The sequence below is a fragment of the Burkholderia sp. LK4 genome (assembly GCF_001043615.1).
GTDB lineage: Bacteria > Pseudomonadota > Gammaproteobacteria > Burkholderiales > Burkholderiaceae > Burkholderia > Burkholderia cepacia.
The window spans coordinates 96220-107720 of the sequence record NZ_LDUL01000008.1 but is presented as its reverse complement, the minus strand read 5'-3'; the positions used below and the strand labels follow the sequence as shown (position 1 = coordinate 107720).

13 protein-coding genes are annotated in these 11501 nt (G+C 65.4%); 10 read left to right on the top strand and 3 right to left on the bottom strand.

What is annotated here, in order from left to right:
* The 4 genes from VK92_RS42785 to VK92_RS04095 all read left to right on the top strand — a co-directional run.
* Positions 1 to 246: hypothetical protein (locus VK92_RS42785; RefSeq protein ID WP_048028255.1), on the top strand; the 246-nt coding region annotated here is incomplete at its 5' end.
* 38 nt (positions 247 to 284) lie between these two features.
* Positions 285 to 746 carry a Rid family hydrolase gene (locus VK92_RS04105; protein ID WP_053076289.1) on the top strand — a complete coding sequence of 154 codons (462 nt, stop codon included), beginning with the start codon at positions 285 to 287 and terminating at the stop codon, positions 744 to 746.
* Between the two features lie 556 nt (positions 747 to 1302).
* The gene (locus VK92_RS04100) at positions 1303 to 2181 is read left to right on the top strand and encodes a hypothetical protein (protein ID WP_048028257.1); all 879 of its coding nucleotides are present in this window, start codon (positions 1303 to 1305) and stop codon (positions 2179 to 2181) included.
* Positions 2182 to 2611: 430 nt separating this feature from the next.
* Positions 2612 to 3250, top strand: coding sequence for an isochorismatase family cysteine hydrolase (locus VK92_RS04095; RefSeq protein ID WP_048024722.1), 639 nt, complete (start codon positions 2612 to 2614; stop codon positions 3248 to 3250).
* Positions 3251 to 3409: 159 nt separating this feature from the next.
* On the opposite strand, the gene VK92_RS04090 is transcribed toward VK92_RS04095, so the two are convergent.
* Positions 3410 to 4141, bottom strand: a complete 732-nt coding sequence (locus tag VK92_RS04090) for a ribonuclease T2 (protein ID WP_048024724.1) — start codon at positions 4139 to 4141, stop codon at positions 3410 to 3412.
* A gap of 230 nt (positions 4142 to 4371) precedes the next feature.
* Between VK92_RS04090 and VK92_RS04085 the strand changes: the two genes are divergently transcribed.
* Entirely contained in the window at positions 4372 to 4761 is a 390-nt protein-coding gene (locus VK92_RS04085) for an OsmC family protein (RefSeq protein ID WP_048024726.1), read from the top strand.
* 81 nt (positions 4762 to 4842) lie between these two features.
* Here the strand turns inward: VK92_RS04085 and VK92_RS04080 are convergent, their stop codons facing one another.
* Together VK92_RS04080 and VK92_RS04075 are read right to left on the bottom strand one after the other, a co-directional pair.
* Positions 4843 to 5421, bottom strand: coding sequence for a hypothetical protein (locus tag VK92_RS04080; protein ID WP_021162777.1), 579 nt, complete (start codon positions 5419 to 5421; stop codon positions 4843 to 4845).
* A gap of 96 nt (positions 5422 to 5517) precedes the next feature.
* Positions 5518 to 6921: an HdeD family acid-resistance protein gene (locus tag VK92_RS04075; RefSeq protein WP_048024728.1), complete on the bottom strand. Its 1404-nt coding sequence runs from the start codon at positions 6919 to 6921 to the stop codon at positions 5518 to 5520.
* Positions 6922 to 7282: 361 nt separating this feature from the next.
* Between VK92_RS04075 and VK92_RS04070 the strand changes: the two genes are divergently transcribed.
* The 5 genes from VK92_RS04070 to macA all read left to right on the top strand — a co-directional run bounded on the left by VK92_RS04070 (position 7283) and on the right by macA (position 11501).
* Positions 7283 to 7960, top strand: a complete 678-nt coding sequence (locus VK92_RS04070; protein ID WP_048024729.1) for a hypothetical protein — start codon at positions 7283 to 7285, stop codon at positions 7958 to 7960.
* A gap of 54 nt (positions 7961 to 8014) precedes the next feature.
* Positions 8015 to 8572, top strand: a complete 558-nt coding sequence (locus VK92_RS04065) for a helix-turn-helix domain-containing protein (protein ID WP_048024730.1) — start codon at positions 8015 to 8017, stop codon at positions 8570 to 8572.
* 82 nt (positions 8573 to 8654) lie between these two features.
* Positions 8655 to 9236 (top strand): HD domain-containing protein, encoded by a 582-nt coding sequence (locus VK92_RS04060; protein ID WP_048024732.1) that lies wholly within the window; start codon positions 8655 to 8657, stop codon positions 9234 to 9236.
* Positions 9237 to 9291: 55 nt separating this feature from the next.
* Positions 9292 to 10020 (top strand): class I SAM-dependent methyltransferase, encoded by a 729-nt coding sequence (locus VK92_RS04055; RefSeq protein WP_048024733.1) that lies wholly within the window; start codon positions 9292 to 9294, stop codon positions 10018 to 10020.
* 287 nt (positions 10021 to 10307) lie between these two features.
* Complete coding sequence (macA, locus tag VK92_RS04050; protein WP_048024735.1) at positions 10308 to 11501, top strand: macrolide transporter subunit MacA; 1194 nt, start codon at positions 10308 to 10310, stop codon at positions 11499 to 11501.

Below are 11501 nucleotides of genomic sequence, written 5' to 3'. Positions count from 1 at the left end.
AACACGGAAATCCTGACACCCCCGAAAATAGCGAAGGTGGCGCAGTTCCATATGTCTCCCAGTGGGCTTAGGCAGACGCAGCAGCATCGATCGACGCTGTCGAATGATTTTATCGAATCAATTCATTTTCCCGATCGTCGATACCTCCGTATTATTCCCCGTCGACACAGCCTCGATATCCGCATCGACAACGAGCGGGCTCGTCGCAAGTGGCAGATGTACGTCACGGAAAGGCAATTCAACTGACGGCACCAGGACCGTCAGTCTCACCTCTGGAGCACCTGATGAGCGTCACCATTGTGCGGCACCCCACCCCCGCGTATCTCGAAGAATCGTGGGCACGCGAATTTTCGGAAGCAATCGAGATCCCTGCATGCGCGACAACCATTACGTTGAGCGGGATAGGCGCACTGCCGTCGAACCTCGATGCCGAGCCGCACACGATCGACTATTTCGGTGATATACAAACACAGACTAAAAGTGTGCTGGATCAAATCCAGCGAATCCTCGAAAGAAAAGGGTATGCATTGGGGGATGTGATTGCCGTGCAAGCGCTTTTCGTCGCTGATCCCGCGAGCGGCGGTGCCCCGGACTACGAGCGTTTCTCGAGTGTCTATGCTGAATATTTTGGTTCGGCAGTGCAACCAAACCTGCCGGTCCGGACTCGCGCACAGGTAGTTGGGCTTGTCGAGCCCGGCTGGCTGGTCGAGGTGACCGTGACAGCAGCGAAGGTCACGAATGCCTGATCGCGCTACTTTCAATCCGACGCATTTGTTTATCGATTCCGCAACATTGTCGACAATCCTGACACGTCGGTAAGCGGCCCTCTTGTGGCCAATCTCGGACGCCAAAGGAGGCGTGCCGCTCGCCCGTCCCGTCCGTGCCAAAGGAGTCACATGAGAGCCATATTTCCTGAACACATGCGCTCAGGGGCTTGAGCAATTGGCAACCTACACCAGTGGTTCAATATTCTGATCCGGTCGCCAACGGTTTACATTCACGGAGTGCGGGGACGCTGGCGTTGGAGTGGTTGACGACTTATTCGGGAAGGTCGATTTTTTAGAGCCGGGCGAAGTCAGACATGGTTAATTCAGCTGCAAAAGCAGTAACACAATCGAAACTCCAAAGGCGTGCGGATAAGCAACGCACGCTTGGCGAATCGCCCGGACCACGGTGTTTTCAATAGCGGCCCCGACACATAAGCTATGCTCGCTGCACATCTGCCCGACATCAGGGTCTGGTCGATACGGACAGCACTTCAACGAGGATCGTGGCAGAAACTGATCAAACGGAGACTCGATCGTGGCGTTATACGGGATATCAGACTGGGCGATTCTGTTTTTTCTGGCGCTTGCCGCCACCATACCGGTCACGCTGATCGTCGCGGCCTTCGGGTTAAACAGTCGCGTTCGAGCGCATAAGACATGGAGACGCGGCGTCGTATTTCTCTGCTGCCTGGTGTTCGTGCAGGCTATCGCATTTGCCAACCATCGTTCAATTGCTGACAGCTATGACCATGCTATAAGCGCCTGGTACACCCACCACCTCACACGGGCAACGGTATTTGACGGAATGACGTTTCCGCCCGGCTCAACGGTCGTTCTCGAAGTGAATTCACCCCATTCGGTCAAAAGCGGCACCGTCCCGTCGAACACACCGCTTCTGGGACTGAACGTGAGCGGCGACTTCTACGTGCTACGTTCCGACGACAGCACGAGCTACATTTATTACGGGACGCTTGCGAAGCCGGCGTCGATCGGCGGGATCGAGTGTGCACCCGGCCAATTTACACATCGTAAGGAGCGCACCTTCTTCGACCACGAAAAATATCTGGACGACGTGGAGTGCACGCTTGCCTCCGGGTTTCGAGACCGCGAACTCGATCTCCCTGCTGGAGCCCGCGTCAAGGCGCACGCTGTCGACGGTACCGTCTCAGAGTCGATTTCGGGAGAGCTACCCCACTCGTGGAAAATTTTCGGCATTGAATGTGGTGCAGGGGCATTTGAATACGACACACTCAAACACCTCTCCTGCATCTCGGCCGTAGATCAACGTGTGGGGGACTACGAGCTACCTCGCGGGAAAACGATTAGGGTATCGAGGGACCAAGACGGCAGTCTCACGCTCTTTGAGGGATATCGAAAAGTCGGTGAGCGTATTGCGCACCCCGGTCAGGAGTAAAGACAACTAGTGCCGTGGCAGCGGCTTGTCCGGCCCCCACCCGCGACGAATAGGCCGGTATTTTCGGCAACAACGGACACGATGTCGATCGAACGCATATCGACGCTTCCTTCAGTTTGAACGGTCGCCGCATACGTATGTTGCGTTGGACGTATTCACACATCCTTTCTGGCAGCGACGTTGCGTGCAACGATGCGTGTCAGCCCTCGGGCAGATCCGGGCCGTGCTGATGCGCCACCGGTTTCAGATTCACCGCGAACGACCGTTGGTCTCTAATTGCGGCTGCGCACAAACGTGGCGCCGGCGTGACGGAGACCACCGCGCGACGCAACAAAATGCCCCTACGAAAATCGCATCGGCGGCCACCCCGATTTTCCGGTACAAATCGGGGACGCTGAAATTCCCCGCGAGCTATCGGAGACCCTCGTTCATGACTCGGCAAACCGCACCGGAAATCGCAACAACGGCCCCCCGCACGAACCCCGGGGACGCCCCATCCGCCCCGATTCCCGCCATCGTGCCGTCAAGCACCGCGCTGCTCGTCATGCATTACCAGACCGACATCCTCGGCCTCTTTCCGTCGGACGCGCCCGGTTTGCTCGCCAATACGCGCCGGCTCTGCGACGCGGCGCGGGCAAGCGGCATCGGCGTCTGGTTCGCGAACCTCCGGTTCAGTCCCGGCTATCCGGAAGTCAGCCCGCGCAACAAGAACGGCCAGGGCATCAAGCAGCTCGGCCGCTTCATCGACGACGGCCCATGCCCGGAGTTGGGTCGGCAGGCCGACGAGCCGCTGATCGTCGCGCACCGCGCCAGCGTGTTCTTCGGCACCGATCTGCAAGCGCGCCTGGTCGAGCAAGGCGTCGATTCGCTGATCATGGTCGGCATCGCGTCGACGGGCGTGATGCTGTCGTCGGTCGCCCACGCGAGCGATGCGGACTTCCGCCTCTTTACGGTCAAGGATTGCTGCTACGACCCGGACCCGGTGGTTCACGAACACCTGTTCGCCACCGCCTTCGAATCGCGCACGACGGTACTGTCGCTCGAAGACGCGTTGCAGCTGCTCGCGTAAACGCACGCGCGCACGCGAGCGTGACAGGCCAACGTCATCCCCCGAGTCGACCTGCAGGGTGACGGCCACCAGGCCCGGCTGCCGTGGTCGAGCGTCCCGCCGAACCCGTAACGGGCGACGGCGTGCGCGATGCCGCGCGCGCCGCCTCCCTCTTCCGCGTCACTTCGCGATAAACACACCCGACGTCGGGCACGTGCCCTGCGTATTGCCGTCGGTCACGAGCGACGCGGCGCTCGGGAACTGCGCGGTCGCATTGGTCTTCACCGCGATCCATGCTTCGGTGAAATAGCTGACGCCATTCGTCTTCGTGCACTTCAGCGACACCGCGCTGCGCGTGTTGCTGCCGAACGCGCCTTCGAATGCAGACAGCAACTGGTTGCGCGTGACCGTCTTGCCCGCGTTCGCCTGCAGGAATGCGTTGAACGACGTATTGCCGAGCCGGCTGATCATGCCGGACGCCTGGTTCCAGTACGCATCGGGCGTCGCCGAGTTCGAGCAGGTGCCGTGCTTGAACCATTCGTGCTTGTCGAGGCACGACGCGACGCCCGGCATGTACGTCGACAGCGTGTTGCGGGTCGCGCTGCTGATCGGGTAGGCGTCCATGCTGCACCACTGGTGCGCGTTGTCGAGGTCGATGTCGTTCTGCGGCACGCCGCAGTAGAACGGCTGGTTGCCGTCATAACGATTCGGCCACAGGCCATGCAGCGACAGACTCGTCGCCGCATACGAGCCGGCGAGGTTCGTGCATTCCGGCATGTCGTGCGACGCGCAGAAGCCGGGCTCCCACGATGCGGCGAGCAACAGGTAGTCGTAGCTGGTCTGCGCGGCGGCGTGCAGCGACACGGAAGCAACGGCGAGTGCGGCAGCGGCGCGGGCGAGCGTCTTGAGCATGGCGTGTTTCCTCGGAAAAGGCATGCGGTCGCGGGATGCGCCGCACGGTTGTCGAATGTCCGACCGCGATTGTTGCCGTCGCAACGTGGCACGAATGTGAAGGTGGACGAAAGAATGCGCGGGTCGCCGCCGAGCCGGTTACATCCGGTACCGGTACCAGCGGTTGCCTTCCGCCGCACGCGACGCCGGCGTACCGTGTCGCCACCCTCATCCTGCAACGGAGCATCGCCATGGTGACCGCGACACGGCTCGGCAAGCCATATTGCGTCGAGATCGGCAACGGGCGCAGCGTCGTGCGCTCGGACACGCACAAGGACGGCCAGGGCGGCGACGCCGGCATGCGGCCGCACGAACTGCTCGAAAGCGCGCTCGCGGCCTGCGTCTGCATGTCGATCGACCTGGCCGCACGACGCGCGGGCGTGACTCTGCCCGCGTGCACGGCGGACGTCACCGTCGATCGCCTCGACCACGAAACGGGCTTCGACATCGCACTGCGCTTCGCGGCGCCGCTGTCGCACGCGCAGCAGACACTCGTGCGCGACGCGGTGCAGGCTTCTCCGGTCGCGCGGACGCTCGGCAAGCCGATACGGGTCAGGCCGGCCACGATCGTCAGCGGCTGACCGTCACGGTCCGCCGGACTCGGCACGATCGACGGCCGCGCGTCGATGAACACACGACAGGCATCCGTGGCGAACAGGCACTCACGACCCAGTGCCGAGCTGCGTGCACGCGCGGGCGGACGCTTCGGGGCCTTCGAGCGCGAGGATCTGCCACACGCCGATGCTGACGCGCTGGCGCGCCGCCGTCGACGCATCGGCCAGCAACGCCTCGACGCGCGGTGCCGCATCCGGCGCCTGCTGCTTCAACGCTGCGTGATGCCGCGCACGCGATGCCGGTTCGGATTCGTACACGTCGCACAGGCGCACCATGCCGGCGAGACCGGCAACGTCGTCGTCCTTGTCGATCGCGCGCGGCTCGACAGGCGCGAGCCCCTTGCGCTCCGCCGCCGGCAGCTTGTTGCGCGCGCCTTCGTCGATCGACACGGCGGATGCCGGCGGCAGGCCGCCGATCGCCGCGACGATCCGGCTGCCCGCGGCGATCATGTCGCCCTGGCACGCGATCTTCTCCGCAGCCGCGACGTTCGAGCAGAACGACACCGAGGTGCGGTACACGTCGTCGCTCATGTGCGGCACTTCGTCCGCGCTCGCCTGCGCGAAACCGGCGCTCGTCAGCGCCAGCACGGCGGGAATCAGGATGCGGAATGCGCTCGTCTTGTTCATTGTTGTTCGTATCTGTGGGTTCTTGTGGCGGGCAACATCGCCGGGCCGCGCGGTGGCGGCCTCAGTGACGCCGGGCCCTCGTCCGGCGGCACGCGGTCACTTCAACGACGCAGCCTCCGATCCGCGTGGCGACAGCGCCGCGTTGTCCTGCTCGCGCCACGTGCGGCGCGACTCCATGATCGCCTTCACGGCCGAGCGCGCGACCTTCCACCACGCAAACGGCCGCGGGTCGGCAAGCATGCTGAGCGCGCGCGCATAGTCGAGCGTGAGCCCGGGCGTCCATGCCATCGTCACCGCGCGCTTGCGGATCTGCGCGGCAACCCACAGCTCGGGCGTGAGCAGCAAGCGCACGAACGCGCCCCATCCGGCGCGCGCCCCCTTCAGCCGCCACACCGCGCCGTCGAGCGCGGCTTCGAGTGCGTTCGACACGGTGCTCGAGCAGTTGCGGTGCGTGAGGTTGTACGTCACGTTCTGCCGGTACGACGACCAGAACGCGTCCAGCTTCGCCGGATCGTAGTTGCGGATCCGCACGCGCACGGTCGACGGGCACCATGCCTTCGACTCGGTCGCGTAGTCGGGCTGGAACAGGCCCGGCACGTCGTTTTCGCGGGTTGCACGCAGGATGCGCGTGAATTCGTCCGGAGAACGATCGATTTCGACGCCCGGATACAGGCTGATATAGATGCCCTCCGGCGATTCCAGCGCCGCGTGCCCGGTCGAGATCACGCCGTTGACGTCCACCGCCGCGATATAGCGGTCGATCACCGGGTAGCGTTGCGCTTCGGCTTTCGACGTGCCGGTCGGCGTCCACACGTGCACGGTGAGCGCATGCTCGCCGTCGGCCGGCGGGCCGTCCCATTCGGATTGGGAAAAATGCGGCAGGTCGCGCGCATCGTCGAGGTCCGGCGCGAGTGCCGGCGCCGGCGAGGTCGCGAACGCCGGATTGCGCGTCAGTCGCCGCACGCGTGCGGCGAGGCTCAGCATGTGCATCCCGCCGAATATCAGCAGCAGGCCGAGGCAGTACGGCACGGTGCCCACGTAGTGGGTCGGGTACGGCTGGTAGAAGAAGATCGCCAGCAGGATTTCGACGACGCCCCAGGCGAAGGCGACGTTCCAGCGGCGATAGCGCACCATCCACGCGGCTGTGCACTGCAGCAGCCCGTCGACGAGGAACAGCGTGCCGAAGATCATCGACAGCAGGAAATGGCCGTGATGATGCCCCGCGAACACGAGCCCGGCGGCCACCACGACCGCGATCCCCTTCACGTAGCGCAGGACGCGCTGCCCGCCGACGCCGCTGCCGGCCACCGCGAGCGTCGCGAGCCCCTCGATCAGGAACAGCCACGCGAAGATCTGGATCGGAAAATGCAGCGCGCCGTCGAGCGCGTCGACGAAGATCACCACACCCGCAACGACCCACACCCAGCCAAGTGCGGTCAGCCCGCGCCAGCGGGTGCGCAAGTATTCGATGCCCAGCAGCAGCAAGACCAGTCGTACCATCGCGCCCTCTCGTGATTTTTTTGGGGACACGCGCTGGCCACGCGGGTCCTGTCGTTTCGACCGCGCGTCGAGCGACGCACCGGCCGAAAAGCGGTCATTCATGCCGGCGCGTCATGCCTCGACATGACCGTTGGCGGCCGGTACGCCTCCGCACTGGCCGAATAATAAGATATGCCGGAGGCGGTTGAAAGCGCGACGAAAACGTTGGCGGCGGGTCGGGAGAGCGCAGCATGCCGCTGGACAGGGCCGGATTGCGAGCGCTGCCCAGGCAGATTTCCCGTTCGACAACGCGCGGCGGATACGCGAGAATCCGGCTTCCGAGGGCGTCAAAAGACCAAACCGCACAAGACGGGACGAGACCATGACCATATCGATCGCACGCCGACGGTGGCTCGCCGCCGCATTTGCCGCGGGCTGCGTCGCGCTGCCGGGCTGTCACAAGCCGCAGGCGCAAGCCGAGCCACCGCCATCCGAGGATCAGCTGTTCAAGTCGGGGCTGGTGCGGGACGCGCCGTACGACGAAGTGGTATCCGGCTTCATGACCACCGCAGACCATACGAAGCTGGTCGTGCTGGGTCGCCCCGTGCACTTCGTCCTCGATCTGCCGGACACGCTGCGGTCGGCCTTGTCGTCCCGCTACCGGGCGTCGCTGCGTTGGTCGTTTACCGAATTGCAGGCGATCGGCGGGCATGTCAAAGGCCATTACCGTGTCGTGCTGCCGGATGGCGCTTCGGCAATCGATCGGCTGGCAGCGGTCGCGCACGGGTACGTCGCCGTGCGGGACGGTTTCGCGCTCGAGGGCAATATCGCCGGTATGCGTTATTCCACCCAGGGTTTCGACATACCGCCGAAGGTCGCCGCCCAGTTGCTCGACCGGCCGTACACGATCCCTGCCCGGCATGTGACAACAGCACTGGCGGGCCTGAATCTCACGATGCAACCCACGCCGATCACCGCCACCGCCGATGGCGATCTCGTCGTCGGCGGCGCGGCACTGGTTCCGGTCGAACTCGTCGTGCTTCAGGCGCCGCAGGAATGACGATTCCATCCACCGCAGCCGCCACGCGACGCACACACCGAACGGAGCATCGCCATGTCTGCCTCACCGCTACACACGCCGCCACTCGGCCCGCAACTCAAGCGCTGGCGTGCGCTGCACCGCGTGAAACAGAGCCACGCGGCGGAACTGTTCGGCGTGGCGCAGTCGACGATCTCGCGCTGGGAAGCCGGCCTGCAACAGATGTCGCCCGGCGAACGCGCGACGGCCGAACGGCTGCTCGCCGCGCGCCTCGATTCCGCCGGCGATCACGCGCTTGCGCGGCTCGTCGCGGGCAGCGCGGGCCGCATGCATCTCGTGTGCGACCTCACGCACCGGCTGCTCGCCTGTTCGCCTGCGCGAGCAGCCGAATTCTCGCAACCGCTGTCGATGCTGCTCGGCACGTCGCTGTGGCGCTATGCGACGCCGGAAATCGTCCGCATGGAAACCGCGCTCGACACGCTCGGCTGGCATGATCGCGCGGGACCGCCGAGCGTCGAATTCGACACCGGCGCGAATGCGTCGCGCGTCGTGCCGATCCACGGCAGCCTGTGCCGGTGGACACGGATGACGCTGTCGGACGGGTCGGCCGCGCGGCTCGTGGAAACGCTGTAGTACGACCCCGCGCATATTTCATGCGTGGACGAACCGTGCGTGGCCGCCTTACGCTTGACGGCTCATCGCACGGACACCGACCATGAACCCCGATACGATCCACGCGCGGCTCGCGTTCCTGCGCGAAGCCGAACGCCTGAAGGATGTGCTGCGCAGCGGCCACACGTCGGCCGGGCGCGCGGAAAGCACCGCCGAGCATAGCTGGCGGCTGTGCCTGATGGCACTCGTATTCGCCGACGCGCTGCCCGGCATCGACACGCTGAAGCTGCTGAAGCTGTGCGTCGTCCACGATCTCGGCGAGGCGCTGCACGGCGACATCCCCGCGATCGAGCAGGCCGCGCACCCCGACAAGAGCGCGCACGAACGCGACGACCTGCTGACGCTGACCGCGCCGCTCGATCCGGCGCAGCGCGACGAGATCGTCGCACTGTGGGATGAATACGAAGCGGCCGCGTCGCCGGAAGCGCGCGCGGCAAAAGCGTTCGACAAGCTGGAGACGATCCTGCAGCACACCCAGGGCCGCAATCCGCCCGGTTTCGACTACGCGTTCAATCTCGGCTACGGCCGCCGCTATACCGACGCCGCACCGCTGTTCAGCGCGATCCGCGACATCGTCGACGCCGACACGCAACGCCGGATCGACGCGAACGGGCAGCACGCGTAAGCTCGCGGAACCGGGCGCGCGACACCGCGCACCCTGCCCGCACGAGGCCCTACGCATGACGCAGAACATCTACGACGACCCGGCCTTCTTCGAAGGCTACAGCCGCCTGAACCGCTCGATCCACGGACTCGACGGCGCCCCCGAATGGCCCGCGCTGCGCGCGCTGCTGCCCGACCTGCACGGTCACCGCGTGCTCGACCTCGGCTGCGGCTACGGATGGTTCAGCCGCTGGGCCGCGGGCCAGGGCGCGGCAAGCGTGCTCGGCATCGACGTGTCCGAGCGCATGCTCGAACGTGCGGCATCGAGCGCCGCGCATCCGGCGATCACGTACCGCCGCGCCGACCTCGAAACGCTCGCGCTGCCGGATGCCGCGTTCGATCTCGCGTACAGTTCGCTCGCGTTCCATTACATCGCAGACCTCGATACCTTGTTCCGCACGCTCCATCGTGCGCTCGTGCCGGGCGGGCGGCTCGTGTTCTCGATCGAGCATCCGGTCTATACGGCACCGCGCCGGCCCGGTTTCGTCGTCGACGCGCAGGGCAACCGCTCGTGGCCGCTCGACGGCTATCAGCGCGAAGGCGAACGCGTGACCGACTGGCTCGCGCCGGGCGTCGTCAAGCAGCACCGCACGCTCGGCACGCTCGTGAACCTGCTGATCGGCGGCGGCTTCACGCTCACGCACCTGGACGAATGGGGGCCGACGCAGGAACAGGTCGATGCCCTGCCCGCACTCGACGAGGAACGCGACCGGCCGATGATGGCACTCGTCGCCGCGCAGCGATAACGCGGAGCGCGGTACGCACGCGGGCCGTCGTCCGCAGACTTCACAGATCGCAACAATGACGTCGCGCGGCCCCCGCTCCGGCGCGGCGTCCGCACAATTCAGCACAATTTCCACACGATTTGTCGTGAATTCCTCGCTTACCATGAGCGCCTGATTCGAATCGGCACGCCCGCGCGATGCGTACGCGGATTCCGTCGCGGGCGACACGCCCTGCATGCGACGCCGGCCGGATCGTCCCGGTCGGCCGCACGCATCGCCGGCGCCCGCTTCATCCTCGCTGCGCTCTCATGACTCAGAAGACCCATCGCCGCCGGCGCATCGTGCTGGCTTCCCTCGCCATCGTCGCGATCGCCACCGGTGTCACGCTGAAGGCGTGCGCACCCGACAAGCATCCGCAATACCTGTCCGCGCCCGTCTCGCGCGGCGACCTCGAAAACGCGGTGCTGGCCACCGGTGCACTGCAGGCATTCAGGCAGGTCGACGTCGGCGCGCAAGTCTCGGGGCAGTTGAAATCGCTGAAGGTCAAGCTCGGCGACAAGGTCACGAAAGGCCAGTGGCTCGCCGAGATCGACCCCGTGCTCTCGGAAAACGCGCTGCGCCAGGCACGCGCCAGCGAAGAAAGCCTGCGCGCGCAGCAGCAATCGACCGCCGCGCAACTCACGCAGGCGGAACTCGCGTTCCGGCGCCAGCGGGCCATGCTGCCCGACGACGCGACGTCGCGCGAGTCGTTCGAAGCCGCGCGCGCGACGCTCGACGTGCAGCGCGCGACGCTCGCGTCGCTCGCCGCGCAGATCCGCTCGGCCCGCATCCAGATCGAGACCGCGCAGGCCAACCTCGGCTACACGCGCATCGTCGCGCCGATCGACGGCCAGGTCGTCGCGATCGTCACGCAGGAAGGCCAGACGGTGATCGCGCAACAGCAGGCGCCGGTGATCCTGAAGCTCGCGGATCTCGACACGATGACCGTGAAGGCGCAAGTGTCGGAAGCCGACGTGATCCGCGTGAACGCCGGCCAGACCGCGTATTTCACGATCCTGGGCGAACCGGACAGGCGCCACTACGGCAAGCTGCGCGCGATCGAGCCGGCGCCGCAGAACTACGCCGAAACGCAAGGCGCGCTCGGCGGCGGCGCGGGCGGCGGCGCGAAACCGAATTCGGCGGTGTTCTACAACGCGTTGTTCGAGGTGCCGAATCCCGAGCACCGGCTGCGCATCTCGATGACCGCGCAGGTCAACATCGTGCTCGGCAACGCGCGCAACGCGCTCAGCATTCCGGCCGCCGCGCTCGGCGAGAAACGCAAGGACGGCACCTACGCGGTGCGCGTGCTGCGCGCCGACGGCAGCACGGAAACGCGCAACGTCCGCATCGGCATCAACAACAACGTGCGCGTCGAAGTGCTGGCCGGCCTGAAGGACGGTGAACGCGTGGTGATCGGCGAAGCGTCCGCGGACGACCACGCGCCGCTGGCGGACGTGGTGTGA

Excerpts from the sequence above, each read along its gene's own strand:
- VK92_RS04105 (WP_053076289.1), top strand. The coding sequence starts at position 285 with ATGAGCGTCACCATTGTGCGGCACCCCACCCCCGCGTATCTCGAAGAA.
- VK92_RS04095 (WP_048024722.1), top strand. The coding sequence starts at position 2,612 with ATGACTCGGCAAACCGCACCGGAAATCGCAACAACGGCCCCCCGCACG.
- VK92_RS04090 (WP_048024724.1), bottom strand. The coding sequence starts at position 4,141 with ATGCTCAAGACGCTCGCCCGCGCCGCTGCCGCACTCGCCGTTGCTTCC.
- VK92_RS04085 (WP_048024726.1), top strand. The coding sequence starts at position 4,372 with ATGGTGACCGCGACACGGCTCGGCAAGCCATATTGCGTCGAGATCGGC.
- VK92_RS04080 (WP_021162777.1), bottom strand. The coding sequence starts at position 5,421 with ATGAACAAGACGAGCGCATTCCGCATCCTGATTCCCGCCGTGCTGGCG.
- VK92_RS04075 (WP_048024728.1), bottom strand. The coding sequence starts at position 6,921 with ATGGTACGACTGGTCTTGCTGCTGCTGGGCATCGAATACTTGCGCACC.
- VK92_RS04070 (WP_048024729.1), top strand. The coding sequence starts at position 7,283 with ATGACCATATCGATCGCACGCCGACGGTGGCTCGCCGCCGCATTTGCC.
- VK92_RS04065 (WP_048024730.1), top strand. The coding sequence starts at position 8,015 with ATGTCTGCCTCACCGCTACACACGCCGCCACTCGGCCCGCAACTCAAG.
- VK92_RS04060 (WP_048024732.1), top strand. The coding sequence starts at position 8,655 with ATGAACCCCGATACGATCCACGCGCGGCTCGCGTTCCTGCGCGAAGCC.
- VK92_RS04055 (WP_048024733.1), top strand. The coding sequence starts at position 9,292 with ATGACGCAGAACATCTACGACGACCCGGCCTTCTTCGAAGGCTACAGC.
- macA (WP_048024735.1), top strand. The coding sequence starts at position 10,308 with ATGACTCAGAAGACCCATCGCCGCCGGCGCATCGTGCTGGCTTCCCTC.